30 protein-coding genes are annotated in these 24,899 nt (G+C 66.0%); 19 read left to right on the plus strand and 11 right to left on the minus strand.

The genetic code is table 11. From position 1 onward, the window contains the following. Window positions 1-214 precede the first annotated feature (214 nt). Window positions 215-700 carry an FKBP-type peptidyl-prolyl cis-trans isomerase gene (locus tag ACH5N8_RS13785; RefSeq protein WP_483281744.1) on the plus strand — a complete coding sequence of 162 codons (486 nt, stop codon included), beginning with the start codon at window positions 215-217 and terminating at the stop codon, window positions 698-700. Window positions 701-758: 58 nt separating this feature from the next. Here ACH5N8_RS13785 and rimO read toward each other — a convergent pair whose 3' ends face one another. Beyond that, on the minus strand, window positions 759-2,072 hold the full coding sequence (rimO, locus tag ACH5N8_RS13790; protein WP_460026554.1) for a 30S ribosomal protein S12 methylthiotransferase RimO: 1,314 nt from the start codon (window positions 2,070-2,072) through the stop codon (window positions 759-761). Between the two features lie 55 nt (window positions 2,073-2,127). Then, entirely contained in the window at window positions 2,128-3,129 is a 1,002-nt protein-coding gene (gene cmoB / locus ACH5N8_RS13795) for a tRNA 5-methoxyuridine(34)/uridine 5-oxyacetic acid(34) synthase CmoB (RefSeq protein WP_483281745.1), read from the minus strand. Between the two features lie 158 nt (window positions 3,130-3,287). On the opposite strand from cmoB, the gene hemF reads away from it, so the two are divergent. Further along, a complete protein-coding gene (gene hemF, locus ACH5N8_RS13800) occupies window positions 3,288-4,199 on the plus strand; it encodes an oxygen-dependent coproporphyrinogen oxidase (RefSeq protein WP_483281746.1) in 912 nt (303 codons plus the stop codon). Window positions 4,200-4,201: 2 nt separating this feature from the next. On the opposite strand, the gene ACH5N8_RS13805 is transcribed toward hemF, so the two are convergent. Next, complete coding sequence (locus ACH5N8_RS13805; RefSeq protein ID WP_483281747.1) at window positions 4,202-4,879, minus strand: MlaC/ttg2D family ABC transporter substrate-binding protein; 678 nt, start codon at window positions 4,877-4,879, stop codon at window positions 4,202-4,204. 97 nt (window positions 4,880-4,976) lie between these two features. Here ACH5N8_RS13805 and hemB point away from each other — a divergent pair, with 97 nt between their 5' ends. Continuing rightward, window positions 4,977-5,993, plus strand: a complete 1,017-nt coding sequence (gene hemB / locus ACH5N8_RS13810) for a porphobilinogen synthase (protein WP_483281748.1) — start codon at window positions 4,977-4,979, stop codon at window positions 5,991-5,993. A 5-nt stretch (window positions 5,994-5,998) separates the two neighbouring features. Further along, a complete protein-coding gene (gene aroE / locus ACH5N8_RS13815; RefSeq protein WP_483281749.1) occupies window positions 5,999-6,835 on the plus strand; it encodes a shikimate dehydrogenase in 837 nt (278 codons plus the stop codon). Window positions 6,836-6,841: 6 nt separating this feature from the next. Here aroE and ACH5N8_RS13820 read toward each other — a convergent pair whose 3' ends face one another. After that, a complete protein-coding gene (locus ACH5N8_RS13820; protein ID WP_483281750.1) occupies window positions 6,842-7,390 on the minus strand; it encodes a gamma carbonic anhydrase family protein in 549 nt (182 codons plus the stop codon). A gap of 111 nt (window positions 7,391-7,501) precedes the next feature. Here ACH5N8_RS13820 and ACH5N8_RS13825 point away from each other — a divergent pair, with 111 nt between their 5' ends. Both ACH5N8_RS13825 and ACH5N8_RS13830 read left to right on the plus strand, forming a co-directional pair. Then, window positions 7,502-8,077 carry a LemA family protein gene (locus ACH5N8_RS13825; RefSeq protein ID WP_483281751.1) on the plus strand — a complete coding sequence of 192 codons (576 nt, stop codon included), beginning with the start codon at window positions 7,502-7,504 and terminating at the stop codon, window positions 8,075-8,077. Window positions 8,078-8,094: 17 nt separating this feature from the next. After that, window positions 8,095-9,042 carry a GIDE domain-containing protein gene (locus ACH5N8_RS13830; RefSeq protein ID WP_483281752.1) on the plus strand — a complete coding sequence of 316 codons (948 nt, stop codon included), beginning with the start codon at window positions 8,095-8,097 and terminating at the stop codon, window positions 9,040-9,042. Window positions 9,043-9,044: 2 nt separating this feature from the next. Here ACH5N8_RS13830 and ACH5N8_RS13835 read toward each other — a convergent pair whose 3' ends face one another. The 6 genes from ACH5N8_RS13835 to hisB are packed head-to-tail and all read right to left on the minus strand — an operon-like array spanning window position 9,045 to window position 12,557. Continuing rightward, entirely contained in the window at window positions 9,045-9,365 is a 321-nt protein-coding gene (locus ACH5N8_RS13835; protein ID WP_483281753.1) for a phosphoribosyl-ATP diphosphatase, read from the minus strand. Next, window positions 9,362-9,748, minus strand: coding sequence for a phosphoribosyl-AMP cyclohydrolase (gene hisI / locus ACH5N8_RS13840; protein WP_483281754.1), 387 nt, complete (start codon window positions 9,746-9,748; stop codon window positions 9,362-9,364). The genes ACH5N8_RS13835 and hisI overlap by 4 nt, the downstream gene beginning before the upstream one ends. Beyond that, window positions 9,745-10,509, minus strand: a complete 765-nt coding sequence (gene hisF / locus ACH5N8_RS13845; protein WP_483281755.1) for an imidazole glycerol phosphate synthase subunit HisF — start codon at window positions 10,507-10,509, stop codon at window positions 9,745-9,747. Before hisF ends, hisI begins: the two co-directional genes overlap by 4 nt. Before the next feature lie 3 nt (window positions 10,510-10,512). Beyond that, a complete protein-coding gene (hisA, locus tag ACH5N8_RS13850; RefSeq protein WP_460026542.1) occupies window positions 10,513-11,244 on the minus strand; it encodes a 1-(5-phosphoribosyl)-5-[(5-phosphoribosylamino)methylideneamino]imidazole-4-carboxamide isomerase in 732 nt (243 codons plus the stop codon). 48 nt (window positions 11,245-11,292) lie between these two features. After that, a complete protein-coding gene (gene hisH / locus ACH5N8_RS13855; protein ID WP_483281756.1) occupies window positions 11,293-11,931 on the minus strand; it encodes an imidazole glycerol phosphate synthase subunit HisH in 639 nt (212 codons plus the stop codon). A gap of 32 nt (window positions 11,932-11,963) precedes the next feature. Beyond that, window positions 11,964-12,557 carry an imidazoleglycerol-phosphate dehydratase HisB gene (gene hisB, locus ACH5N8_RS13860; protein WP_460026540.1) on the minus strand — a complete coding sequence of 198 codons (594 nt, stop codon included), beginning with the start codon at window positions 12,555-12,557 and terminating at the stop codon, window positions 11,964-11,966. 195 nt (window positions 12,558-12,752) lie between these two features. On the opposite strand from hisB, the gene ACH5N8_RS13865 reads away from it, so the two are divergent. The 7 genes from ACH5N8_RS13865 (at window position 12,753) to ACH5N8_RS13895 (ending at window position 17,358) form a co-directional block, all read left to right on the plus strand. Then, window positions 12,753-13,625 (plus strand): pirin family protein, encoded by an 873-nt coding sequence (locus ACH5N8_RS13865; RefSeq protein WP_460026539.1) that lies wholly within the window; start codon window positions 12,753-12,755, stop codon window positions 13,623-13,625. A 70-nt stretch (window positions 13,626-13,695) separates the two neighbouring features. Next, window positions 13,696-14,259 (plus strand): YceI family protein, encoded by a 564-nt coding sequence (locus tag ACH5N8_RS13870; RefSeq protein ID WP_460026538.1) that lies wholly within the window; start codon window positions 13,696-13,698, stop codon window positions 14,257-14,259. 56 nt (window positions 14,260-14,315) lie between these two features. Next, window positions 14,316-14,930, plus strand: a complete 615-nt coding sequence (locus ACH5N8_RS13875; RefSeq protein ID WP_483281757.1) for a methylthioribulose 1-phosphate dehydratase — start codon at window positions 14,316-14,318, stop codon at window positions 14,928-14,930. Next, window positions 14,927-15,487, plus strand: a complete 561-nt coding sequence (locus tag ACH5N8_RS13880) for a 1,2-dihydroxy-3-keto-5-methylthiopentene dioxygenase (protein ID WP_460026536.1) — start codon at window positions 14,927-14,929, stop codon at window positions 15,485-15,487. The genes ACH5N8_RS13875 and ACH5N8_RS13880 overlap by 4 nt, the downstream gene beginning before the upstream one ends. Next, window positions 15,484-16,197 carry an acireductone synthase gene (gene mtnC / locus ACH5N8_RS13885; RefSeq protein ID WP_483281758.1) on the plus strand — a complete coding sequence of 238 codons (714 nt, stop codon included), beginning with the start codon at window positions 15,484-15,486 and terminating at the stop codon, window positions 16,195-16,197. Before ACH5N8_RS13880 ends, mtnC begins: the two co-directional genes overlap by 4 nt. 263 nt (window positions 16,198-16,460) lie before the next feature. Continuing rightward, on the plus strand, window positions 16,461-17,057 hold the full coding sequence (locus ACH5N8_RS13890; RefSeq protein WP_460026534.1) for a YcbK family protein: 597 nt from the start codon (window positions 16,461-16,463) through the stop codon (window positions 17,055-17,057). Window positions 17,058-17,142: 85 nt separating this feature from the next. Beyond that, the gene (locus ACH5N8_RS13895) at window positions 17,143-17,358 is read left to right on the plus strand and encodes a hypothetical protein (protein ID WP_460026533.1); all 216 of its coding nucleotides are present in this window, start codon (window positions 17,143-17,145) and stop codon (window positions 17,356-17,358) included. Between the two features lie 9 nt (window positions 17,359-17,367). On the opposite strand, the gene ACH5N8_RS13900 is transcribed toward ACH5N8_RS13895, so the two are convergent. Next, entirely contained in the window at window positions 17,368-19,053 is a 1,686-nt protein-coding gene (locus ACH5N8_RS13900; RefSeq protein ID WP_483281759.1) for a L,D-transpeptidase family protein, read from the minus strand. 338 nt (window positions 19,054-19,391) lie between these two features. Here ACH5N8_RS13900 and ACH5N8_RS13905 point away from each other — a divergent pair, with 338 nt between their 5' ends. The 6 genes from ACH5N8_RS13905 to ACH5N8_RS13930 are packed head-to-tail and all read left to right on the plus strand — an operon-like array spanning window position 19,392 to window position 24,885. Beyond that, window positions 19,392-19,865 (plus strand): SUF system Fe-S cluster assembly regulator, encoded by a 474-nt coding sequence (locus tag ACH5N8_RS13905; protein ID WP_460026532.1) that lies wholly within the window; start codon window positions 19,392-19,394, stop codon window positions 19,863-19,865. A gap of 5 nt (window positions 19,866-19,870) precedes the next feature. Next, window positions 19,871-21,316, plus strand: coding sequence for a Fe-S cluster assembly protein SufB (gene sufB, locus ACH5N8_RS13910; RefSeq protein ID WP_460026531.1), 1,446 nt, complete (start codon window positions 19,871-19,873; stop codon window positions 21,314-21,316). 10 nt (window positions 21,317-21,326) lie between these two features. After that, on the plus strand, window positions 21,327-21,542 hold the full coding sequence (locus tag ACH5N8_RS13915; protein ID WP_460026530.1) for a GDCCVxC domain-containing (seleno)protein: 216 nt from the start codon (window positions 21,327-21,329) through the stop codon (window positions 21,540-21,542). Between the two features lie 40 nt (window positions 21,543-21,582). Next, window positions 21,583-22,335 (plus strand): Fe-S cluster assembly ATPase SufC, encoded by a 753-nt coding sequence (gene sufC, locus ACH5N8_RS13920; RefSeq protein WP_460026529.1) that lies wholly within the window; start codon window positions 21,583-21,585, stop codon window positions 22,333-22,335. Window positions 22,336-22,345: 10 nt separating this feature from the next. Continuing rightward, on the plus strand, window positions 22,346-23,653 hold the full coding sequence (sufD, locus tag ACH5N8_RS13925) for a Fe-S cluster assembly protein SufD (RefSeq protein WP_483281760.1): 1,308 nt from the start codon (window positions 22,346-22,348) through the stop codon (window positions 23,651-23,653). Beyond that, the gene (locus tag ACH5N8_RS13930; protein ID WP_483281761.1) at window positions 23,650-24,885 is read left to right on the plus strand and encodes an aminotransferase class V-fold PLP-dependent enzyme; all 1,236 of its coding nucleotides are present in this window, start codon (window positions 23,650-23,652) and stop codon (window positions 24,883-24,885) included. Before sufD ends, ACH5N8_RS13930 begins: the two co-directional genes overlap by 4 nt. Window positions 24,886-24,899: the final 14 nt, after the last annotated feature.

Genomic DNA, 24,899 nt, shown 5'->3' on the forward strand with positions numbered 1-24,899 from the left:
CTGCCGCCGGGGCCGGCACGGCGACAACCGGCGGCCGGGAGACGGGCTCGATCAGACGCTTGATAAAAGTGAGGATGGACAGGGAGGACACACTGAAGAAGGGTTGAAAATGGCTGGAATGGTAACGTACCCGGGCATGGCTAGGCAAAAGCAGCCTGCCGGCAGCAAAAACCGGCTATGATGCGGACTCAACTTCACGCAGATCGAGACATTCATGCAGATTGCCAATGAAAAGGTGGTTTCCATCCACTACACGCTCACCAACGATGCCGGCGAGACCCTGGACAGCTCCGAGGGTCAGGAGCCGCTGGCCTACCTGCACGGCTTCGGCAACATCATCGCCGGGCTGGAGCGGGCGTTGACCGGTCGCTCGGTCGGCGACAAGTTCACCGTCGCCATCGCGCCGACCGACGGCTACGGCGAGCGCGACGACGAGATGGTGCAATCGGTGCCGCGCAGCGCCTTCCAGGGCGTCGATGAAATCCATCCCGGCATGCAGTTCCAGGCCCAGTCACCGGAGGGCATGCAGCTGGTCACCGTGATCGGCGTGGAAGGTGACGAGATCATTCTGGACGGCAACCATCCCATGGCCGGCATGACGCTGAATTTCGCCATCGAAGTCACCGAGGTCCGCGAGGCAACGCGCGAGGAACTCGACCATGGCCATGTCCATGGCCCGGGCGGACACCATCATCACTGAGGCCTGACACGGGCGGGAGCGGGCCACCGCCCGGTTCCCGCCCTCCCACCCGACCCGATCAGGGCAGCAGGTGGGCCCACATATCGTGTTCGTCCGCCTCCTCGATCTCGACCTCCACCAAATCACCGACCTGCAGCTGGGTCGCGCCATCGATGAACACCTGACCGTCGATCTCCGGTGCATCGGCACGACTGCGACCGACAGCCCCCTCCTCGACCACCTCGTCGATCAGCACCATTTCCCGTCGCCCGACGCGGGCCGCCAGACGGTCGGCGCTGATCTGGGTCTGAAAAGCCATGAAGCGCGCCAGACGCTCTTGCTTGATCTCCTCGGGCACGGTGCCGGGCAACTCGTTGGCGACCGCCCCCTTGACCGGGGAATAGGCAAAACACCCCACCCGGTCCAGTTGGGTGATGTCGAGGAAGTCCAGCAGCCGCTCGAAATCCTCCTCGGTCTCGCCGGGAAAGCCGACGATGAAAGTGCTGCGCAAGATCAGATCGGGACAGATGTCCCGCCAGCGACGTATCCGCGCCAGCACGTCCTCGGTCGCCGCCGGCCGCTTCATCCGCTGGAGGACGCTCTCGCTGGCGTGCTGGAAGGGTATGTCTAGGTAGGGCAGAATCCGCCCCTCCGCCATCAGCGGCAGTACCTCATCCACGTGCGGATAGGGGTAGACGTAGTGGAGCCGCACCCATACCCCCAGTTCCCCGAGGGCGCTGGCCAGATCCAGGAAACGGGTCTTCAGGGGCCGGCCATGCCAGAAATCGGGCCGGTAGCGACGATCCACGCCGTAGGCACTGGTATCCTGGGAAACGACCAGCAACTCCCTGACCCCCGCCTCAACCAGCCGTTCGGCCTCGGTCATGACTTCGCCGATGGGGCGGCTGACCAGATCGCCCCGCAGGGAAGGAATGATGCAGAAGGTGCAGCGATGATTGCAGCCCTCGGAAATCTTCAGATAAGCGTAATGCCGGGGCGTCAGCTTGATGCCTTGCGGCGGGACGACCTCCAGGAAAGGATCGTGGCGGGGCGGCACATGCTCGTGCACGGCGGCCACCACCGCCTCGTAGGCATGCGCCCCGGTAACCTTGAGCACCGCCGGATGGCGCGCGCGGATTTCCGCCTCGCGCGCGCCGAGGCAGCCGGTGACGACGACCTTGCCGTTTTCGTGCAGCGCCTCGCCGATGGCGTCCAGCGACTCTTCCACCGCCGCATCGATGAAGCCACAGGTATTCACCACCACCAGATCGGCGTCCCGGTAGGTCGGCACCAGCTCGTAACCCTCGGCGCGCAGCTGGGTCATGATGCGCTCACTGTCGACCAGGGCCTTGGGGCAACCGAGACTGACGAAACCGATGCGTGCTGCGCTCATGGGTAAGACATTCCAGAAAAAGGGCGGTGGATTTTAGCCGAAGCCGGTCTCTCGCTCAGGGACTCTCGGCGATGAAGATCGCCCGGCGCGGAGCCGGCAGCCCCTCCACGGTCAGCGCCGGATTGCGCGGGTCGAGAAAATCCGGCAGGGACTGAAAGCACATCCAGTCGGTCGAGCGCTGCTCGGCGGACGTCGTGACTGACACATCGACACACCGGATGGCGCGATAGCCGCAACGCGCCAGCCAAGACTCCAGCGTGAGGCAGGACGGAATGAACCAGACATTGCGCATCTGCGCGTAACGGTCCTCCGGCACCAGAACCTCGCCCCGGCCGCCTTCGATGACCAGGGTTTCGAGCACCAGCTCGCCGCCCTGGCGCAAACAGCCCTTCAGCTCCAGCAGATGGTCCAGCGGCGAACGGCGATGGTAAAGCACCCCCATGGAGAACACCGTATCGAAGCAGCGGAGATTGCGGGGCACGTCATCGATGCCGACCGGCAGCACGGACACGGGATGGTCGCCGGCACAGTGCCTGACGGCCAGGAACTGCGCCACGCTCAGCAGCGTGGGATCGATACCGATCACCCGCCCGGCCCCGGCACCGAGCATCCGCCAGGCGTGATAGCCGCTGCCGCAGCCGACATCGAGCACCAATCGCCCGGCCAGTGGACTGATGGCATCGGCCAGTCGGTCCCACTTGAGATCGGAGCGCCATTCGGTGTCGATCCGGATGCCGAACAGCGCATAGGGCCCCTTGCGCCAGGGATGTAGTTCTCGCAGAAGCGCTTCCAGCAGCGCCCGGCAGCCGTCCTCGCAAGCGCCCGTCACGGTAACGGCCGGCCGGTTCAGCTCGACCCGCCGGGCCACAGGGCGCGGCAGGCGCCCAAGCACCGACTGCCAGCGCGGCCAGTCGCCATGCCGGCCGCCGCCGAAGGCTTGCAGCAACTGGGGCCTGAGCTGGTCCACCCACGCCCGCAGCCCCGTATCGCACAGGAACGCCAGCACGCTCTCATAATGCGCCGCCTCCGGGCCGGGCCAGGCCAGCCTCCGGGTCATCGACGATGCCCTGCGGCGGCCCGGGCGGCCGCCGCGAACGGCGGCCTGGCACACCCGAAAAACCCTGCCCCCCATGCTAGAATCCGGCCGATACCGGGCGCCGCAGGCCTTGCGGCAGCCCGCTGACACATCCCGCGACCCACCCGACAGGAAGAACCATGAGCGCTCCCGACATCAACGCCGTCAAGGCCTATCTGCTCGACCTCCAGGACCGCATCTGCCAGGGACTCGAAGGGGAGGAACCGGAAGCCCGGTTCCAGGAGGACAACTGGACCTACGACAGCGGCATCGGCGGCGGCCGGACCCGCGTTCTGGCAGGAGGCAAGCTGCTGGAGCAGGGCGGGGTGAACTTCTCCCATGTCATCGGCAACACGCTGCCGCCCTCGGCAACGGCGCACCGCGCCGATCTCGCCGGCCGGGGATTCCAGGCCCTGGGCGTCTCGCTGGTGATTCATCCGCGCAATCCCTATGTGCCGACCTCGCATGCGAATGTACGGTTTTTCATTGCCGAAAAGGAAAACGAGCCACCGGTCTGGTGGTTCGGCGGCGGCTTCGACCTGACCCCCTACTATCCCTTCGAGGAGGATGCGGTAGCCTGGCACCGCGCCGCGCGGGATGCCTGCGTGCCGTTCGGCGAGTCGGTATATCCCCGCTTCAAGCAATGGTGCGACGAGTATTTCTATCTGAAACACCGCCAGGAAACGCGCGGTGTCGGCGGGCTGTTCTTCGATGACCTGAACGAATGGGGGTTCGACCGTTGCTTCGACTTCCTGCGCAGCGTCGGCGACCACTACCTGAGGGCCTACCTGCCCATTGTGCAGAAACGGAAGGGCACCCCCTACGGGGAACGCGAGCGGGATTTCCAGCTGTACCGGCGCGGCCGCTACGTCGAATTCAACCTTGTCTACGACCGCGGCACCCTTTTCGGCCTGCAGTCGGGGGGCCGGACCGAATCCATTCTCATGTCGCTGCCTCCCGTGGCGCACTGGCGCTACAACTGGAAGCCGGAGCCCGGCAGCGCCGAGGACAATCTCTATCAGAACTTCCTCAAGCCCCGCGAATGGCTATGAACTCATAGCCGGCTCTTGCCGGCGGAGGTGGCGTCATTGCCGGAGCCGACCGGCTCCCGCATGGCGCCGGAATTGCGCTCGGACAGGTGTGCGATCAGCTGGTCCAGCGACCCGGTCTGCTCCACCTCGTCGTTGAAGCTGGTGCGATAGTTCTGCAGCAGGCTGATGCCCTCGATCAGCACGTCATAGACCTTCCAGTCGGTCCCCTCCCGCACCATGCGGTAATTCACCGCGACCGGCTGGCCGCCGGATTGCAGGATCTCCGTCTTCACCAGCGCCTTCTTGTCGGAGGCCTCATCGAGCGGCAGGTAGCGGATCTTCCAGTTGGCATACTCCGTGAATGCAGTGGTGTAGGTCCGCACCAGCAGCATGCGGAATTCCCGCTTGAAACGCTCGCGCTGTTCCGGAGTCGCGCTGCGCCAGTGTTTGCCCAGCACCAAGATGGATACCCGGTCGAAGTCGACATGCGGATAGATGATCTGATCGACCAGCGCCGTGGCCTTCTTGAAATCGGCCTTGTATTCAGGCTTCTGCAGCGAGACCTGCAACTGGTCCGCGGTCTCCTGGATCACCCGCTGCGGCGCAGCCAGGTGTTCGTCGGCAACCGCCCTGCCGAGGGTGAGCAACCACACGAGCGCCAGCCCATAGGCCAGCCAGAATTTTGTTTTCGTCGAATGCATCTTCAGGTCACTCCCGTTTCATACCACTCCAACTATCATAACCCGCACGCCTCGAATACACTATGTGGATGCCTCTCCGCAGCCCCCGACCAGCACCATGCCTCATTCTGCTCACGGCCACCATCCCCGGCTGAGGCCGCGCCGGCTGCGACGCGACGAGTTCAGCCGCCGGCTGGTGCGCGAACACAGGCTGTCCGCCGACGACCTGATCTACCCCTTGTTCGTGCTCGAGGGGCAACAGCGGCGCGAACCGGTAGCCTCCATGCCCGGCGTGTACCGGCTCAGCCTGGATCTGCTGCTGGCCGAGTGCCGGGAAGCGGCGGAGCTGGGTATTCCGGCGATCGCCCTGTTCCCGGTCACGCCGGCCGAACGCAAGAGCCTCGACGCGGCCGAAGCCTACCATCCCGACGGCCTGGCGCAGCGGGCCGTGCGCGCCATCAAGGCGGAGCTGCCGGAGCTTGGCGTCATCACCGATGTCGCGCTCGACCCGTTCACGACACATGGCCAGGACGGCCTGATCGACGAGCGGGGCTACGTCATGAATGACGAGACGGTGGCGGTGCTGGTTCGCCAGGCCTGCTCGCATGCGGCGGCCGGCGCCGACATCGTCGCCCCCTCCGACATGATGGATGGCCGCATCGGTGCCATCCGCGACGCGCTGGAGGCATCCGGCCATGTGAACACCCGCATCCTGGCCTATTCGGCCAAGTATGCCTCGGCCTTCTACGGCCCCTTCCGCGACGCCGTGGGCTCCGCCGCCAATCTTGGCGGCGGCGACAAGTCCAGCTATCAGATGGATCCCGCCAACAGCGACGAAGCCCTGCGCGAGGTCGAGCTGGATCTGGCCGAAGGCGCCGATCTGGTCATGGTCAAGCCCGGCCTGCCCTATCTGGACATCATCCGCCGCATCAAGGATACGTTCGCCGTGCCGACCCTGGCCTACCAGGTCAGCGGCGAGTATGCGATGCTCAAGGCCGCCGCCCAGCAGGGCTGGCTGGACGAGCGCAAGACCGTTGTCGAGGCCCTGCTCGCACTGAAGCGCGCCGGCGCCGACGCCATCCTGACCTATTACGCCAAGACCGCAGCCCAGTGGCTGCGGGACAGCCGCCCCTGACCGGCATGGCCACCCCCGACCGCTATGCCGTCTTCGGGCATCCGATCAGCCATAGCCTGTCGCCGCGCATCCACCGCCTGTTCGCCCGGCAGACCGGCCAGCCGCTCGCCTACGACGCCCAGGATGTGCCCGCCGATGCCTTCGAGGCTGCCGTCACAAGCTTCCTGTCGGACGGCGGACAGGGACTCAACTGTACCGTTCCCCTGAAGGAACTGGCCTTCCGCATCGCCGACCGGCTGAGCCCCCGCGCACGCCGCGCGCAGGCGGTCAACACCCTGGCCCTGCAGGCGGATGGCTGCCTGCTGGGTGACAACACCGACGGGGCCGGCCTGGTGCGCGACCTGACCGCGAATCTCGGCCTCCGGCTGAGCGGCCAGCGCCTGCTGATCCTCGGTGCCGGCGGCGCCACGCGCGGTATCCTGGCGCCGCTGCTTGAACATGCCCCGGCGGCGGCGGTCATCGCCAACCGCACGGCAGCCCGCGCGGTGACGCTGGAGCACGAATTCAGCGATCTGGGCCCCGTCACCGGCTGCGGCCTCGAAACCCTGGCCGACGCGGCGCCGTGCGACCTGATCCTCAACGCCACGGCCGCGAGTCTCAGCGGCGAGCTGCCACCCCTGCCACCGGGCATCCTGGCGCCCGGCGGCGCCTGCTACGATCTCGCCTACGGGCAACGGCCGACACCGTTCGTGCGCTGGGGACAGGCGCACGGCGCGCGCCTCAGCGTCGACGGTATCGGCATGCTGGTCGAACAGGCCGCCGAGGCATTCGCCCTCTGGCGCGGCATCCGCCCCGAGACGGGGCCGGTCATCGCCGCCCTGACGGCCGACCAGGAGCGCTGAAGCCCGTCAGTCGGGACGGCCCAGCGCCAGTTGATGCTGGGTCTTGAGCCGGACATAGCCATCCCTGGAATAGCCGAGATATTCGAGCTCCTCATCGCGCAGGGTGCGAGACGGCCGGGCGGGGCTGCCGACATAGAGGTAGCCGCTCTCCAGCCGCTTGCCGGGCGGCACCAGGGCACCGGCCCCGAGCATCACGCGATCCTCGATCACCGCGCCGTCCATGACGATGGCGCCGATGCCGATCAGGCACAGATCGCCGATCGTGCAACCGTGCAGCACGACCTTGTGCCCGACCGTCACACCACGGCCCACGAGCAACGGATAGCCTTCGGGATGCGTCTCGCTGCGGTGTGTCACGTGCAACACGCAACCGTCCTGGATATTGGTCTCGTCGCCGATGACGATGCTGTTCACATCGCCGCGCAGCACGGTCATCGGCCAGATCGAGACATCCCGCCCGAGGCTGACATCGCCGATCACCACCGCGGTCTGGTCCACGAAAACGCCCGCCGCCAGGCTGGGCGTCATCCCCTTGAATGGTCGTATGTTGCTCATGGCCTCTCACGCTTGCTGAACGGCGCCCCCGCGGAGCGCCGTCGTCATGTACTAAAATCGGCGCCGGGCGGCCGTCCGCCCGGCATTTCCCCCTTTCCGGAGCACCCGTTCATGATCATCGCCGGCTTCGTTCTTCTTGGCCTTGTGATCATCGCCATCGGCTACGTCATCCTGATCTACAACCGGCTGGTGAACCTGAAGCACGAGGTGGCCAGGGCCTGGTCCAACATCGACGTGCTGCTCAAGCAGCGCCACGACGAGCTGCCCAAGCTGGTCGAGACCTGCAAGCAGTACATGCGCCACGAGCAGACCACCCTGGAATCCGTCATGCGGGCCCGCGCCAACGTCTCTTCGGCCCGCGAGCAGCATGATCTGCGGGCGCTCGGTGATGCCGAAAGCCGGCTGCGCCAGGGGCTGGTGCAGCTGTTCGCCACCGCCGAGGCCTATCCCGATCTCAAGGCCAACAGCGCCTTCCGCAGCATCGAAGCCCGCATCACCAGCCTGGAAAACGCCATCGCCGATCGCCGGGAGTTCTACAACGACTGCGTCAACAGCAACAATATCCGCATCGAGGAATTCCCGGATATCCTCATCGCCCGCTTTTTCGGTTTCGAATCCCTCGATCTGCTGGAATTTTCCGACCAGGAGCTGAGCGACCCGGATCTCCGCGGCCTGTTCGGCGCCTGACCCTTGCGGCCATCGCCGTGCCCTACCCGACGCTCATCCGGGAGCTCCCGTCGCAGGAGTTCTGGACCGGCTGGACCCTGGCCACGCTGGTCGCCGCCACCAGCCTGGCGGGCCTGTTCCGCTACCTGTCGCAGCTCCGCCTGATCGAGGACACGCCCAGCGCCTTCATCCGCTCCGCCCCGCAGGGGTATGCGGAATTGCAGGGCATCGTCCGCATGATGCCGGGCGAGCCGGTCACGGCCCCGCTCAGTGGCCGACCCTGTGTCTGGTACCGCTATACCGTGGAGCAGAAGCAGGGGAGCGGCAACAAGCATGATTGGACGGTCATCGAGCGCGGCATCAGCAGCGCCATTTTCCATCTCGACGACGGCACCGGGCGCTGCATCATCGATCCCGACGGCGCCGCGGTGATGCCCTCGCGCACCCGTCGCTGGCGGGGCCACACGCGCCGGCCCGGCAGCATGCCGGAAGAGACCGCAGGCCTCTGGGAGCGCCTGAACCAGGGCTGCGACTATCGCTACACGGAGAGCCGCATCGACGAGTTCGAACCCCTCTATGCGATCGGCTTCCTCAAGGCGCTCGCCAGCGGCGATCCCGGCACCGTAGAGGAGCGGGTCGGCCAGCTGGTGCGGCGATGGAAGCAGGCTCCGGCGGCACTCAGGCAGCGATTCGACACCGACCGGGATGGCCAAATCAGCCCGGCGGAATGGGAAACAGCCCTGGACCTGGCCGAGCAGGAAGTCCTGAATGGCTGGCACGAGACCGCCCATGACGCCGACATGAACCTAATGCACAAGCCAGCCGATCGCGGCCGGCCGTTCATTCTCTCCACCCTGCCCGAACGCGAGCTGGTCCGGGTCTACCGCCGACGCACCCGGGTGGCGGCGATCCTGTTCCTGTTGTTCGGCAGCGCATCGGCCTGGGCGCTTTACCTGCGCTTCTGGCCAACCGGCGCCGGAGGGTGAGGTCAGGGCTCGCGCGCAGCCTTTTCCGCCAGGCCCGACAGGCCGAAACGACGCTGCAGCTCGGCCAGCACCTGATCTGGACCCAGCCCCTGATGGGCCAGCAGCACCAGGCTGTGGAACCAGAGATCGGCCACCTCGTAGACGATCTTCTCGGCCACACCATCCTTCGCGGCCATGACCGTCTCGGTGGCCTCCTCGCCGATCTTCTTGAGAATGGCGTCCAGGCCCTTGGCGTAGAGCCGGGCGACATAGGACGACTCCGGATCCTGCGACTTGCGCTGCTCCAGTACGGCGGCCAGTTCGGCCAGAATGTCCTGATTCATGTCGGATAGATGGATGCGGGGGATTTCAGCACCGGCTCCACCGCCTGCCACTGGCCATCTACCAGGCGGCGGTAGAAGCAGTGATGGCGGCCGGTGTGGCAGGCGATGCCACCCGCCTGCTCGACAGTCAGCAGGACCACGTCCTCGTCGCAGTCCAGGCGGATGTCCAGCACCCGCTGCCGATGGCCGGATGCCTCGCCCTTGCGCCACAGTTTCCGGCGCGAGCGGGACCAGTAGGTGGCAAAACCTTCCGCCGCCGTCAGCGCCAGCGCTTCCCGGTTCATCCAGGCCAGCATCAGCACGGTACCGCTGCCAGCTTCCTGGGCGATGACCGGCACCAGCCCCTCGCCGTTCCAGCGCACGCTGTCCAGCCAGTCGTTCACAGGCGCACCTCGATGCCGCGCCGGGCCATGTGCGCCTTGGCCTCGCGGATGGAATGCTCGGCGAAATGAAAGATGCTGGCGGCCAGCACGGCGTCGGCCTTGCCCAGTGTGACCCCATCGGCCAGGTGATCGAGCGTGCCCACGCCGCCCGAGGCGATCACCGGAACCGGTACCGCCTCGGCGATGGCACGGGTGAGCTCCAGGTCGAAACCGGACTTGGTACCGTCGCGATCCATGCTGGTCAGAAGGATTTCCCCGGCACCATAGGCCACCATGCGCCGCGCCCATTCGACGGCGTCGAGACCGGTCGGCTTGCGCCCGCCGTGGGTGAAGATTTCCCAGCGCCCGGGCGCGTCGGCCACCTGCTTGGCGTCGATGGCCACGACGATGCATTGGGAGCCGAAACGCTCCGCCGCCTCGCGCACGAACTCCGGGCGCGCCACCGCCGCGCTGTTGATGCTGACCTTGTCGGCACCGGCGTTGAGCATCCGGCGGATGTCCTCGAGGGTGCGGATGCCGCCACCCACGGTCAGGGGGATGAAAATCTCGCCGGCCACCTGCTCGACCACATGCACCAGGGTATCGCGGTCATGGGCGCTGGCGGTGATGTCGAGGAAGGTCAGTTCGTCGGCGCCCTCCCGATCATAGCGGCGCGCGATTTCCACCGGATCGCCGGCGTCCTTGATCTCGACGAACTTGACGCCCTTGACGACGCGGCCATTGTCGACGTCCAGGCAGGGAATGATGCGCTTGGCCAGCATGACTCAGTATTGCTCGGCGACCTTGCGGCCTTCGGCGAAATCCAGCGTGCCCTCGTATATGGCCCGCCCGGTGATGGCCCCGGACACGCCCTCGCCGACCACCGCGCCGAGGGCATGGATGTCGTCAAGGGTGTGGATGCCGCCGGAGGCAATCACCGGAATGCGGATGGCGCGCGCCAGCCGGGCCGTGGCCTCGACGTTGACCCCCTGCAGCATGCCGTCGCGGCTGATGTCGGTGTAGACGATGGCCTCGACACCGTCATCCTCGAACTTCTGCGCCAGATCGATGACATCATGATGGGAAAGCTTCGACCAGCCGTCGATGGCCACCTTGCCGTCCCGGGCGTCCAGCCCGACGATGATGTGGTTGGGAAACTCGGCCGCCACCTCGCGCACGAAATGCGGGGCACTGACCGCCTTGGTGCCGATGATGACGTAATCGACGCCGGCATTCAGGTATTCCTGGATGGTGTCCTCGTCGCGGATGCCGCCGCCCACCTGGATCTGCACCTCGGGATAGGCCTCGCGGATGGCATGGATCACCCCGCCGTTGCGCGGTTTGCCGGCGAAGGCACCATCGAGGTCGACCAGATGCAGCCGCTTCGCCCCATCGCCGATCCAGCGCCCTGCCACGGCCACGGGATCATCGGAGAAAACCGTATCGTCTTCCATGCGGCCCTGCCGCAGACGGACACACTTGCCATCTTTGAGATCGATAGCAGGTATCAAAAGCATGGGAATATCCTCGACTTGGGGTGGATGAAGCGCGCGCGAAACCGGCGATCAGGGCGACCAGCTCAGGAAATTGGCCAGCAGGCGGAGACCGGCGGCCTGGCTTTTCTCGGGATGGAACTGCACGGCAAAAAGATTGCCCCGGGCCAGGGCGGCGGCAAACGGGACCGGGTAGTCCGCCGTGCCGGCGATGTCGGCGGTCTCCGCCGGGACCGCATGGTAGCTGTGTACGAAGTAGAACCAGCTGCCGGCCTCGATGCCGGCCCAGACGGGATGACCGATGCGCGGTTGCACCCGGTTCCAGCCCATATGCGGGATTTTCAGCGGCTGGCCGCGGGCGTCCACCAATCCGTCGGCGAAGCGGACGACCCGGCCGGGCAAGAGCCCCAGACAGGCCGTGCCCTCGTTTTCCTCGCTCGCGTCCAGCAGCGCCTGCATGCCAAGGCAGATGCCCAGCAGTGGCCGGCTGGCGGCCGCCTCGCGCAGCACGGGTGCCAGCCGGCGGGCGCGTAGCGCTTCCATGCAGTCGCGGATGGCGCCGACGCCGGGAAAAACGACACGATCGGCCCGCAGGATGGCGGCGGGCTCATCCGTCACCATGACCGCGACCGAGCGGTCGGCATGCTGCAGGGCCTTGGCAATGGAGTGCAGATTCCCCATGCCGTAATCGATGATTGCAACGGAAGACATCGGCAAACGGGATGATCGGGCCGGAAGGGTGGTTAGAGGCTGCCCTTGGTGGATGGAATCGCGCCCTGCATGCGCTCGTCGGGCTCCAGTGCCATGCGCAGGGCGCGGCCGAAGGCCTTGAAGATGGTCTCGGCGACATGGTGGGCATTCTGCCCCTTCAGGTTGTCGATGTGCAGGGTCACCCGGGCATGATTCACGAAGCCCCGGAAAAACTCCCCGAACAGGTCGACATCGAAATCGCCGATCCTGGCGCGGGGAAATTCGACCCCGTAGGACAGGCCGGGCCGGCCGGAGAAATCCACCACGACGCGCGACAGCGCCTCGTCCAGCGGGACATAGCTGTGTCCATAGCGGCGGATGCCGGTCTTGTCGCCCACCGCCCGCTCGAAGGCCATGCCCAGGGTGATGCCGATGTCCTCGACCGTGTGATGGGCATCGATGTGCAGATCGCCATGGGCGATCACATCGAGATCGATCAACCCATGCCGGACGATCTGGTCGAGCATGTGATCGAGAAAGGGAACGCCGGTCTCCAGCCGCGCGCGGCCGGTGCCGTCGAGCGCGAGGCGAACCCGGATCTGCGTCTCGGAGGTGTTGCGCTCGATCTCGGCGCTGCGGGGGTTCATGTGGAAACAGGAAGGACAGGGCGGCACATGGCAGAACATCATATAACGGCGGAACCGCAATTGCTAAGCCGGCCCGCGCGAGGGCCGTCGGCACGGGCGCGAACGCGGAACCTTGCCCATGGCGCGCCGATACCGGGTAAAGTCCGCACCGGAGCCCTGCCCCGGCGGGACTCGGATTTTCGCCAGGAGACCACCATGAACGACCGCGTATCCGTCATCACCGTCAACCGCCCCCGGCGTGTCGAGCAGCGAATCACCGGCCACCAGACCTCGGACGGTGCCGGCGTCAAACTGACCCGCGTCATCGGCCAGGCCCTGCATCGCCGGCTCGATCCCTTCCTGATGCTGGACGCATTCCGCAGCGATCATCCCGAGGATTACATCGCCGGTTTCCCGGACCACCCGCACCGCGGCTTCGAGACCCTGACCTACCTGGTTGCCGGCCGCATGCGCCATCGTGACAGCGCCGGCCACGAGGGACTGCTGCAAAGCGGCGGCCTGCAGTGGATGCTGGCCGGCCGCGGCGTCATCCATGCCGAACTGCCCGAACAGGAACAGGGTGAGATGGAGGGCTTCCAGCTGTGGCTGAACCTGCCGGCGAACGCGAAGATGTCGGCCCCCGATTACCGCGACGTGCAGGAATCCGAGATCCCCGGCTTCACGACGACCGAAGGGGCGGCCGTGAAGGTGTTGATGGGCAGCAGCCATGGCGTCGCCGGCGCCATTGCGCGTCCGGTGACGGAACCGCGTGTCCTCGACATTCGCCTGCCGGCGGGCAGTCGTTTCGACGACCGGCTGCCCCCCGAGCATCACGCCGCGCTGTACGTCTATCGTGGTACCGTGGCCATCAGCGGCTCCCCGGTGCACACCAGGCAGCTGGCCATCCTCGAACAGTCGGCGGACAGCGACGGCCTTGCCCTGACCGCCGAGGCCGACAGCCGCGTCCTGCTGATCGCCGGCCGGCCGCTGCACGAACCGATCGTGGCGCACGGCCCATTCGTGATGAACACCGAGGCAGAGATCCGGCAGGCCATCGCCGATTACCAGGCCGGGCGACTGGCCGCCTGAGGCGGGGCAACCCCTGCCGCAGGCCACCTGCCCGCCACAACTAGCGACAACCCCCTCGCAGAGAACCGCCATGCACAAACTGACCCTCGCCCTGCTCGCGTCGTTCGCGGCCGCCGATGGACTGGCCGCGGAAACCTTCACCATCGACCCCGACCACACGCTGCCCCTGTTCGAGGTCAACCACCTCGGCTTCTCCACCCAGCGCGGCCGATTCGACCGCACGGCGGGCAGGATCAGCCTGGACACCGCCAAGCAGACGGGCTCGGTGGAGCTGACCATCGCGGCCGATTCGATCAACATGGGCCAGGCGAAGTGGAACGAGCACATGCAATCGGCGGACTTCTTCAACGTCGCCCAGTACCCGACCATCACCTTCCGGTCCGACAGGCTCCTGTTCGAGGGCGGCAAGCCGGTCGCGGCCGAGGGCCAGCTGACCCTGCTGGGCACGACCCGCCCGGTATGGCTGAAGATCGAGCGCTTCACCTGCGGCGAGAACCCCATCGTCAAGAAGCCCCTTTGCGCCGCCGACATCGAGGCCACGCTGAAGCGCTCCGAGTTCGGGATGACCAAATACCTCCCGGGCGTCGGCGACGAGGTCCGCGTGCGGGTGCCGGTCGAGGCCTTTCGCGACTGATTGAGTCCGCCGTCGGCGCTGTCTACAATCGGCGCCTTTACCCCAGAAGCCACCGGATGTCAGACGACTTTCCCCCGCGCGCCCAGGAACTGATCGAGGCCGGGCGCTTCATCGACCGGCGCGGCTGGGTTCCGGCCACCAGCGGCAACTTCTCCGCCCGGCTGGCGGATGGCCGCATAGCCATCACGGTCTCGGGTCGCCACAAGGGGCGGCTGGTGGCCGACGACATCATGCTGGTCGATGCCGATGGAAACTCGCTGGACGACCGCCGCCCCTCGGCGGAAACCCGTCTGCACACCGCGCTTTACCGCCGCTATCCCGGCACGGGTTGCGTCCTGCATCCGCATTCGCCGGGGGCGACGCTGGTCTCGCGGCTGTGGCCGGACGAGCTGATCCTGGAGAACTACGAACTGCTGAAGGCGCTGGGCGACATCCGCACGCACGCGACCCGCGTGCGGATACCGATCTTCCCCAACGATCAGGATATCGACCGCCTCGCCGCCCGGGTCGACGACTGGCTTGACCGGCATGGCGACACCCATGGCTATATCATTGCCAGCCATGGCTTCTACACCTGGGGCGCAACGGTGGCGGCGGCCCTGCGCCAGGTCGAGGCCCTGGAATTCCTGTTCGACATCGAATCACGCCTGCACGGAGTGAAAACCCCATGAGTCACTTGACGATTTGTCCCGCGGACCGGCCGGAAGCCGCAACCATCACCAGCGACCCCGCCGTCATGGCCGACTGGCTAGGGGAAGCCGGCGTCCTCTTCGAGCGCTGGACCACCGAGCAGCCACTGGCGGCGGACGCCAGCCAGGAGGCGGTGATCGCGGCCTATCAGGGCTCGGTCAACCGGCTGATCGACCGCTATGAGTTTCGCTCGGTCGATGTCGTCAGCCTGCGGCCCGACCACCCGCAGAAGGACGAACTGCGCTCCAGGTTTCTCAACGAGCACACCCATGCCGAGTACGAGGTCCGGTTCTTCGTCGAGGGCCGGGGGCTCTTCTACCTGCACCCGGACGAACGGGTGTTCATGGTGCTGTGCGAGCAGGGCGACCTGCTGAGCGTGCCGGCCGGCATGAAACACTGGTTCGACATGGGCGAAAACCCGCACTTCAAGTGCATTCGCCTGTTCACCAACCCGGACGGCTGGATCGCCGACGTCACCGGCGACCCGATCGCCGCGCGCTTCCCCAACTTCGATCAGCACCTGGCAAGCCTCGCATGATCCGGGCCATCCTGACCGACATCGAGGGCACCACCTCGTCCCTGTCCTTCGTCAAGGAGGTGCTGTTCCCCTACGCACGGGCGCATCTTGGCGACTTTCTGGAGCGGCATGCCCAGGAACCGGCTGTCGCCGCCGAGCTGGCGGAAGTGGCCCGGCTGTCCGGGCGCCAGCTGACGCTGGCGGAGACCACCGCACAGCTGCTGGCATGGATCGACGCGGATCGCAAGGCGACACCGCTGAAGTCGCTGCAGGGCATGATCTGGGAGGCGGGCTACCGGCAAGGGGATTTCCTCGGCCATCTCTACGAGGACGCCGCGCGCCAGCTGCGGGCGTGGCGGGCGGATGGAATCCGGCTGTACGTGTTCTCATCGGGCTCGGTGCAGGCCCAGAAACTGCTGTTCGCCCATACCGCCTTCGGCGACCTGACACCGATGTTCAGCGGCTATTTCGATACCCGCATAGGCCCCAAGCAGGAAACGTCGTCATATCAGGCCATCGCCCGGGAGATCGACCTGCCGCCCGCCACCATCCTGTTCCTGTCGGATATCGAGGGCGAGCTCGACGCGGCGCGGGCGGCGGGCCTCGCGACCACCCGCCTGATCCGCGAGGACCCGGCAAGCGATGCATCCGCTCATCCGGTCGCCCGGCACTTCGACGACATCCAGGTTTGCCGTTCACAGACAAACCCTTTACCGGACCAAGACCCTTGATCCCAAGCGCGCGCACCCTGCCCGGGCACACGCACTCCCGCAAAACAAGCCCATACGGCACGAACCTTGCTTTGCAAAAAAGGCAAATAATGCTTGATCCTTGACCGTGGGATCAGTACATTGGGCGGCGACATGGGAATCCATTCCCGCCCTTGCATCGAGAAATTCCCCACCTTCTTCAGCGCCTGTTCGCTTCCGGCACCTGGAGAATTCCTCGATGCTCATGCGCAAACCCAACGACTATCGTCACCGGAGGTAAGCCTGTGAGTCATCAGCCGCGTCTGATTGCCACCCCCTCGTCCCTGCCCCGCCCCGTCGGCACGATCTCCCGCCGCAGTTTCCTGACCCGGGCCACCCTGGCCGCGGCAGGTGCCCTGATCCTGCCACCAAGCCGGTCGGTCGCCAGCCTCCTCGGCACGGAGCGCACCCTGAGCTTCCACAATGTTCACACCGACGAGGAACTGACCATCCGCTGCTGTCCGGAGCAGGATTACGACCGCGAGACCCGCCTGCGCTTCAGCAGCCTGCTCCGCGACCACCACGCCGACGAGATCCGGGAAATGGACCCGGGCCTGATCGACATCTTCTTCGCCATGTCGGCGTTCACCGGCTCCAGCGGCCCCTTCCGGATACTCTCCGGCTACCGCTCCCCCGAAACCAACAGCTGGCTGCGCCGCTTCAGCCATGGCGTCGCGGAACACAGCATGCACATCGAAGGCAAGGCCGTGGACATCCGCATGGACGACGTCAGCACCCGCGAAATACGTCAGGCCGGCCTGGCCCTGGCCATGGGCGGCGTGGGCTACTATCCGCGCTCCAATTTCGTGCACCTCGACACCGGGCGGGTGCGCCACTGGTAGGTGCTGCCGGCCGACCACCGATCATGGGGCGCCATCCAGGGTGTCCCCAGCATCCATCCCACCACCCTAGCCCACCCCCTGCCCCATGCATATCGACGCCGACGGCAACATGGAATTGTCCGCCGAGGAAAACCAGCGCCTGATGGACCAGCTGGAAATCGACCCCGAGGACTACGACGATCCGCCCGTCGAGATCGAGTGCACCGGGATGGAGGAAGCTGCGGCCACCTTCCGGGCCACCAACACGCGCACCGGCAAGTCAGTGACGCTGGTCTTCGACATGGTCGGCGACGAGGACTGAGCCCGCGCCTCAGCGCGGGTAGGGAAAACCGCGCGCCAGCAGCACCTGCAGCGTGCGGTCATGGCCGTAGATGTCCTCGAAGAAACTGATGGTGCCATCCGGATCGGCCATCACCGTCGAGTAGAGGATATAGACGGGGATCGGCTTTCTGAGGTTGATGGTCCTGGTCGCCTCGCCCTGCATGGTTTCCTTGATGCGCACCAGCGGCCAGTCGCCGTTATCCGCCAGCACCCATTCCGCCAGCCGGGCGGGTTCCTGCACCCGTATGCAGCCATGGCTGAAATCGCGCCGGTCGCGGCTGAACAGGCTCTGGCTGGGCGTGCCATGCAGGTAGACGTTGTTGTTGTTGGGAAAGGAGAACTTGATCGGCCCCAGCGCGTTCTTGGTGCCGGGTTTCTGGCGAATCTTGTAGGCGCCCGCGGCGACCTGGTCGAGCACCGCCTGGCTGACGGCCTGCGGCTTGGCCTGCGGAGCGAAGCTCGACACGATCTCCATGTCGTTCCTGGCGAGATACTTGGGGTTGCGCAGGATCGCCGGCACCAGTTCCTTGGCCGCGATGCCCTCCGGGACATTCCAGTAGGGCCGGAAGGTAACCATGGTCATGTCGGAATGGAAGACCGGGGTGCTGCGCCCATCAATCGCCTCGCCGACCACCACGTTCATCTCGATGTCATAGGACCCGGGTCCCTCGCCCGTGCGCGCGCCGTATAGCTTGAAGGAGGGAATGTTGACGATCAGGTAATGCCCGCGCACATCGGGCAGCCAGCGCAGGCGCTCCAGCCCCAGCTGGATCTGCTTGAGCCGGTCGGCGATCGGTGTCGACAGGCGCGCCAGCGTGTTCCTGCCGATGATGGCGTCGCTGCCGAGCCCGTGCCTTACCTGATAGCGCCTGACCGCCTCGGCCAGCGCGGGGTCGTAGAGCTCGGACGCCGCCAGCGCGGGATCGACATCCCTCAGATCACCCAGCGCCACCAACAGCTTGCGCAGCGCCGGCACGTCCTTGTGGCTCATGCCGGGGGTGAACTTGGCCGGGAAACCGAAGCGCAGCCGCGGCACCTCGCGCGCCAGTTGCCGATAGCGCAGCAGGCCCTCCTTCAGCGGGCGATACATCGGAAAACGCGGCTCCAGCGATGCCAGCACCTGCTCGGGATGCGGGCTTTGCGTCAGCTCGCGAACCCGCTTCGGCACATCCAGCCGCTTGGGCTCGACGTTCAGGCCGAAACCCACCGTGCGCGGATTGATCCGCCCCAGGTAGACATTGCTCACATAGCGGGTGGCGGCCACGCTCAGCGCGACGTCGAAATCGGCCACCGCGGGCGGCTCGCCCGCCTGTAGCGCCGGCCCCGCCAGCCACTGGGCCAACAGGTCGGCATCGTAATCGACGGCATTCAGACCAAGATCGTCGGCGCCGGCAAGACTCTGCACCAGCAGCCGCGCCTGATCGGTCGGCTTGCCGTCGCGATACCACAGCGGCGCCGGCGTCGCCGGGTCATAGAGTTTCGCCAGCGCCTTGGCCACATCGGAAAAGTTGCCCCAGCGCAGGGCCGGATGCCTGCCGGCGGCCAGCCGTTGCCGGATTTCGGTGGCCACCACCGCACCCTCGGCGGCCAATGCCGGTACCGGTGCCGGTGCCGCGCCGGCGAGCATGACCCAACCCCACAACACCAGCAGCCCCAGCCCGCTGACACCGCGCATTTCCCGCATCCGCCGACGACGACGATACATTCCCAGCACGTCCACCCTCTCTCTATTAACCCGGCCATTTTTTATCGAACGGCCACAAACCATGGAAGCCTTGTGTGGCGCGGCAACTGACCCCATGGCCGTACGTTTTATTGTGGCCGGAGTAATAGTTAGCCGAATCTCTGGTCAGGACAATCCGGCAGCCGGACCATCCGCAAGGGCGCCAGTATAGGACGGGACTCGCTCGCCCGCCCGCAGCGGATGCCGCACCGCCTCCGGCAAAAGCCTAGTTCTTTACTTGGTTATTAAACAGGACTAAAATGGTCCCCAATGAGTGGGAGCCATCGTCCATGCTGCGCATCAGCAAACTGACCGACTACGCCATCATCATCCTGGGTTACATGGCCAAGACGCCCGGCAAGACCTATACCGCCGGCGAACTGGCGGATTCCGCCGGTGTCGCGGCGCCAACCGTCAGCAAGGTGCTCAAGGCCCTGGCGCGCGCCGAGGTGCTGCGTTCCACCCGCGGCTCGCGCGGCGGCTACCAGCTGGCGCTGCCGGCGGAGGAAACCACGGTGGCCGCCATCATCCGCGCGCTGGAGGGGCCGATCGCGCTGACGGAATGTGGCCTGGAAAGCGCCCAGTGCGAACAGTCGGCGTCCTGCCATATCCGCGGCAACTGGTCGGTGCTGAATCGCGCCATCCAGGCGGCGCTGGATGCGGTCACGCTGGCCGACATGGCCAACCCGATGACGCGCGCTCCGGACGGTTTCAACATCCCTCTCGGCAGCATCACCATCCAGCCACGACGCAACATGGAGTAAGACCAATGGCGGCGACTGCAGAAGCACTGGAAAAAATCATCCACAAGGAATACAAGCCGGGCTTCGTGACTGACCTGGAGGCGGACACCCTGCCGCCGGGCCTGAACGAGGATGTCATCCGCGCCATCTCGGCGCGCAAGCGCGAACCGGAATGGATGCTGGAATGGCGCCTGGCGGCCTATCGCCACTGGCTGACCATGACCGAGCCGACCTGGGCCTACGTGCATTACGAGCCGGTCGACTATCAGGCCATCAGCTACTACTCGGCGCCGAAGACCCAGGAGGCGCCCAAGAGCCTGGACGAGGTCGATCCGAAGCTGCTGGAAACCTACAAGAAACTGGGCATCCCCCTGTACGAGCAGGAGCGGCTGGCCGGCGTGGCGGTGGACGCGGTATTCGACAGCGTCTCCGTGGCCACCACCTTCAAGGACAAGCTGGCGGCGGCGGGCGTGATCTTCTGCTCGATGTCCGAAGCCATCCAGGAGCATCCCGACCTGGTCCGCCAGTACCTCGGCTCCGTGGTGCCGCCGTCCGACAACTTCTTCGCCGCGCTCAATTCGGCGGTCTTCTCCGATGGCTCCTTCGTCTTCATTCCCAAGGGCGTGCGCTGTCCGATGGAGCTGTCCACCTACTTCCGCATCAACGCCGCCAAGACCGGCCAGTTCGAGCGGACCCTGATCATCGCCGAGGCCGGCAGCCACGTCAGCTACCTGGAGGGCTGCACCGCGCCCATGCGCGACGAGAACCAGCTGCATGCCGCCGTCGTCGAACTGGTGGCGCTGGACCATGCCGAGATCAAGTATTCGACCGTGCAGAACTGGTACCCCGGCGACGAGGAAGGCCGTGGCGGCATCTACAACTTCGTCACCAAGCGCGGCGACTGCCGGGGCCGCCAGTCCAAGATCTCCTGGACCCAGGTCGAGACCGGCTCGGCCATCACCTGGAAGTACCCGAGCTGCATCCTGCGCGGCGACGATTCCGTCGGCGAGTTCTATTCCGTCGCGGTCACCAATCACTGCCAGCAGGCCGACACCGGCACCAAGATGATCCACATCGGCAAGAACACCAAAAGCACCATCATCTCCAAGGGTATCTCCGCCGGCCGCGCCCAGAACAGCTATCGCGGCCAGGTGAAGATACTCAAGAGCGCCGAGAACGCCCGCAACTATACGCAGTGCGACTCGCTGCTGATCGGCGACCGCTGCGGCGCGCACACCTTCCCCTACATCGAGGTCAAGCAGCCCACCGCCCGCCTGGAGCACGAGGCCACCACCTCGAAGATCAGCGACGACCAGCTGTTTTTCTGCCAGCAGCGTGGCCTGTCCGCCGAGGATGCGGTGTCCATGATCGTCAACGGCTTCTGCAAGCAGGTATTCAAGGAGCTGCCGATGGAATTCGCCGTGGAAGCGCAGGCCTTGCTGGGCATCAGCCTGGAAGGGAGCGTCGGATGAAGCGCACGCCATGGAGCCGCGCTCGGTCATTACCTGCCCCCGCTGCGGCCATCGCCGCGAGGAGACCCTGCCGCTGGATGCCTGCTGGTATTTCTATGAATGCACGGCCTGCCGGGCCCTGCTGAAACCCAGGCCGGGCGATTGCTGCGTGTTCTGTTCCTACGGCACGGTCAAGTGTCCGCCGGCGCAAGCCGGAGAGTCTTGCTGCCGGATGGCCCAATCCTAGTGTTTAGCGTGCGCGTGCCGCACATCCCCAAGGTGAAATCATGCTGAAGATCGAAAATCTCCACGCCCGCGTCGACGACAAACCCATCCTCAAGGGGATCAGCCTGGCGGTGAAGCCCGGCGAGGTCCACGCCATCATGGGGCCGAACGGCTCCGGCAAGAGCACCCTGTCGCATGTCCTGGCCGGTCGCCCCGGCTACGAGGTGACCGGCGGCAGCGTCACCTATCTGGGCAAGGACCTTCTGGACATGAAGCCCGAGGAGCGTGCCCGCGAGGGCGTCTTCCTGGCCTTCCAGTACCCCGTGGAGATTCCCGGGGTCAGCAACATCTACCTGCTCAAGGCGGCGCTCAACGCCATCCGCAAGCATCGCGGCGACGGCGAGGTCGACGCCATGGATTTCCTGCAGCTGGTCAAGTCAAGGATCAGGGCGCTGAACCTGGACGAACAGTTCCTCTACCGCGGCGTCAACGAGGGTTTTTCCGGCGGCGAGAAGAAGCGCAACGAAATCCTGCAGATGGCCATCCTCGAACCGCGCCTGTGCGTGCTCGACGAAACCGACTCCGGCCTCGACATCGACGCCCTGAAGATCGTCGCCGACGGCATCAATGCCCTGCGCTCTCCCGATCGCGCCTTCATCATGGTCACGCACTACCAGCGCCTGCTGGATTACATCAAGCCCGATGTGGTGCATGTCCTGGCCCAGGGCCGCATCGTCAAGTCCGGCGGGCCGGAACTGGCGCACGAACTGGAACAGAAGGGTTATGGCTGGATCGACCAGAGTGTTGCCGCCTGAGGAAGCCGTCATGGATTACGCCGAACACTATCGCGATCTTGCCACGGACCTGCCCGGCCAGGACCTGCCCTGGCTAAGAAGCCTGCGCCAGCAGGCCGAGGCGGTCTTCTCGCAGCATGGCTTCCCCTCGCCCCGCGAGGAAGCGTGGCGCTACACCAACGTCACGCCGATCGAGAAGAAGCGTTTCCTGCCGCTGACTGCGCATCCGTCCGAACCGGACTGCGGCGAACTGCTGGCGCGTTACCGGCTGCCGGAAGCCTGGGTGCTGGTCTTCGTCGACGGCCTGTTCAGTGCCGGACACTCGGACCTGGCCGGCCTGCCGGGGGGCGTGCTGGCCATGCCGATGGCGGAAGCCCTGGCGCACCACCCCGACCGGGTACGGGCCAGCCTGCAAGCCGAATCCGACGGGGCCGATTCCCGCTTCGTGGATTTCACCAATGCTTATTTCCGCGACGGGGCGTTCCTCCACATCGGCGCCGGCATCGCGTTGCCAAGGCCCGTGCAGCTGCTGCACCTGTCGACCCGTCCGGAGGGGCTGTCGGTGCTGCGCCATGCGGTGATCCTGGAGCACCACGCCGAGGCCAGCGTGATCGAGACCTATGCCGGCGAGGACAGCGCGGGCTACCTGACCTCCACCGTGACCAGCCTGCATCTCGGCGAGGGCGCCCGCCTCGAACACGGCAAGTTCCAGGTCGAAAGCCCCAGGAGCTACCACTTCGCCAGCCTGGTGACGACCCAGCAGGCAGCCTCGCAACTTCGCCAGCAGCACCTGGCCTTCGGCGGCCTGATCGCCCGCACCGACATCCACAGCTGGCTGGGCCGGGACACCGACTGCACACTGGATGGCCTGTTCATGGTGTCCGGGCGGCGGCACCTGGACACGCATTTCCTGCTGCGGCATGGCGCGCCGCACGCCCGCAGCCGCGCGCATTACCGCGGCATCGCCGCGGAACGCGGGCGAGGCGTGTTCGCCGGCCGCATCGTGGTCGATGCCGGCGCCGAGAAGACCGATGCCGACATGAGCAGCCGCAACCTGCTGCTCTCCGAGGACGCCGAAATCGACTGCCAGCCGCAGCTGGAAATCCTGACCGATGACGTCAAGTGCTCCCATGGCGTGACCATCGGGCAACTGGAGGCGGAGGCGGTGTTCTACCTGCAATCGCGGGGTCTCGACGAGGTCGCGGCCCGCAACACCCTGACCTTTGCCTTCGCCAACGAGCAGGTGGAGAAAATCCGCTTGGCCACCCTGCGCCAGCAGGTCCGCGACACCCTGCTGCGGGCATTGCCGCAGGCCGACATACGGGCGGACTGGCTATGAGCAGACCCGCCCCCCGCTACGACCTCGCCAGCATCCGGTCGGATTTCCCGATCCTGGGCCGGACCATCAACCGCCACCCCCTGGTCTATCTGGACAATGCCGCCTCGACGCAGAAGCCGAGGGCGGTGATCGACTGCATACGGCGCGTCTACGAGGAGGAGTACGCCAACGTCCACCGGGGCGTCCATACCCTCAGCCAGCGGTGCACGGACCTGTTCGAAACGGCACGCGAGAAGGTGCAGGGCCTGCTGCATGCCCGGCACGGACACGAAATCGTCTTCGTCCGCGGCGCCACCGAAGCCATCAACCTGGTGGCACAGACCTATGGCCGGCAGAAGGTCAGCGCCGGCGACGAAATCCTCATCACCGCCATGGAGCACCATTCCAACATCGTGCCCTGGCAGATGCTGTGCGAACAGACCGGCGCGGTGCTGAAGGTCATCCCCATCACCCCGACCGGCGAACTCCGGCTGGAGGGTCTCGACGCGCTGCTCACGGAACGCACCCGGCTGTTGTCGGTCGCGCACATGTCGAATGCGCTGGGCACGATCAACCCGGTCGAGACGATCATCGCCAGGGCGCACGCGAAAGGCATCCCGGTGCTGCTGGATGGCGCACAGTCCGTGCCGCACCTGCGGGTGGACGTGCAGGCGCTCGACTGCGACTTCTACGTCTTCTCCGGGCACAAACTCTACGGCCCTTCCGGCATCGGCGTGCTGTACGGCAAGGAAAGCCTGCTCAAGGCCATGCCCCCCTGGCAGGGCGGCGGCGACATGATCCGCCGGGTGACGTTCGACAGGACCGAGTACAACGACCTGCCCTACAAGTTCGAGGCCGGCACGCCGAGCATCGCCGATACCATCGCCCTGGGCGCCGCCATCGACTACCTCGACGGTATCGGCCTGGATGCCATCGCCGAGCATGAGCATGGCCTTTTGCGCCATGCCACCGAGCAGGCGCTGGAGATCCCGGGGCTCAGGATCATCGGTACTGCACCGCAGAAGGGCGCGATCCTGTCCTTCACCCTGGACCACATCCATCCGCATGACATCGGCACCCTGCTGGATCAGCTCGGGATCGCCATCCGCGCCGGCCATCACTGCGCCATGCCGGTCATGGACTTCTTCGAGGTGCCGGCCACGGCCCGTGCCTCTTTCGGCCTGTACAATACCTACGAGGAAGTCGATATCCTGATGAACGGCATCCGCGAGGTCATCCGCCTGTTCGGCTGACGTCCGCCCTCCGC

The organism is Methyloparacoccus sp. NF-16 (assembly GCF_056880625.1).

Coding starts and splice junctions, on each gene's coding strand:
- hisB (WP_460026540.1), bottom strand. CDS start 12,557: ATGAACCCCCGCAGCGCCGAGATCGAGCGCAACACCTCCGAGACGCAG.
- sufC (WP_460026529.1), top strand. CDS start 21,583: ATGCTGAAGATCGAAAATCTCCACGCCCGCGTCGACGACAAACCCATC.
- ACH5N8_RS13865 (WP_460026539.1), top strand. CDS start 12,753: ATGAACGACCGCGTATCCGTCATCACCGTCAACCGCCCCCGGCGTGTC.
- hisH (WP_483281756.1), bottom strand. CDS start 11,931: ATGTCTTCCGTTGCAATCATCGATTACGGCATGGGGAATCTGCACTCC.
- sufD (WP_483281760.1), top strand. CDS start 22,346: ATGGATTACGCCGAACACTATCGCGATCTTGCCACGGACCTGCCCGGC.
- ACH5N8_RS13805 (WP_483281747.1), bottom strand. CDS start 4,879: ATGCATTCGACGAAAACAAAATTCTGGCTGGCCTATGGGCTGGCGCTC.
- hisA (WP_460026542.1), bottom strand. CDS start 11,244: ATGCTTTTGATACCTGCTATCGATCTCAAAGATGGCAAGTGTGTCCGT.
- hemB (WP_483281748.1), top strand. CDS start 4,977: ATGCCTCATTCTGCTCACGGCCACCATCCCCGGCTGAGGCCGCGCCGG.
- aroE (WP_483281749.1), top strand. CDS start 5,999: ATGGCCACCCCCGACCGCTATGCCGTCTTCGGGCATCCGATCAGCCAT.
- ACH5N8_RS13915 (WP_460026530.1), top strand. CDS start 21,327: ATGGAGCCGCGCTCGGTCATTACCTGCCCCCGCTGCGGCCATCGCCGC.
- ACH5N8_RS13785 (WP_483281744.1), top strand. CDS start 215: ATGCAGATTGCCAATGAAAAGGTGGTTTCCATCCACTACACGCTCACC.
- hisF (WP_483281755.1), bottom strand. CDS start 10,509: ATGCTGGCCAAGCGCATCATTCCCTGCCTGGACGTCGACAATGGCCGC.
- ACH5N8_RS13870 (WP_460026538.1), top strand. CDS start 13,696: ATGCACAAACTGACCCTCGCCCTGCTCGCGTCGTTCGCGGCCGCCGAT.
- ACH5N8_RS13875 (WP_483281757.1), top strand. CDS start 14,316: ATGTCAGACGACTTTCCCCCGCGCGCCCAGGAACTGATCGAGGCCGGG.
- ACH5N8_RS13905 (WP_460026532.1), top strand. CDS start 19,392: ATGCTGCGCATCAGCAAACTGACCGACTACGCCATCATCATCCTGGGT.
- ACH5N8_RS13825 (WP_483281751.1), top strand. CDS start 7,502: ATGATCATCGCCGGCTTCGTTCTTCTTGGCCTTGTGATCATCGCCATC.
- ACH5N8_RS13930 (WP_483281761.1), top strand. CDS start 23,650: ATGAGCAGACCCGCCCCCCGCTACGACCTCGCCAGCATCCGGTCGGAT.
- cmoB (WP_483281745.1), bottom strand. CDS start 3,129: ATGACCCGGAGGCTGGCCTGGCCCGGCCCGGAGGCGGCGCATTATGAG.
- ACH5N8_RS13835 (WP_483281753.1), bottom strand. CDS start 9,365: ATGAATCAGGACATTCTGGCCGAACTGGCCGCCGTACTGGAGCAGCGC.
- ACH5N8_RS13895 (WP_460026533.1), top strand. CDS start 17,143: ATGCATATCGACGCCGACGGCAACATGGAATTGTCCGCCGAGGAAAAC.
- ACH5N8_RS13820 (WP_483281750.1), bottom strand. CDS start 7,390: ATGAGCAACATACGACCATTCAAGGGGATGACGCCCAGCCTGGCGGCG.
- ACH5N8_RS13900 (WP_483281759.1), bottom strand. CDS start 19,053: ATGCGCGGTGTCAGCGGGCTGGGGCTGCTGGTGTTGTGGGGTTGGGTC.
- mtnC (WP_483281758.1), top strand. CDS start 15,484: ATGATCCGGGCCATCCTGACCGACATCGAGGGCACCACCTCGTCCCTG.
- ACH5N8_RS13880 (WP_460026536.1), top strand. CDS start 14,927: ATGAGTCACTTGACGATTTGTCCCGCGGACCGGCCGGAAGCCGCAACC.
- rimO (WP_460026554.1), bottom strand. CDS start 2,072: ATGAGCGCAGCACGCATCGGTTTCGTCAGTCTCGGTTGCCCCAAGGCC.
- hemF (WP_483281746.1), top strand. CDS start 3,288: ATGAGCGCTCCCGACATCAACGCCGTCAAGGCCTATCTGCTCGACCTC.
- sufB (WP_460026531.1), top strand. CDS start 19,871: ATGGCGGCGACTGCAGAAGCACTGGAAAAAATCATCCACAAGGAATAC.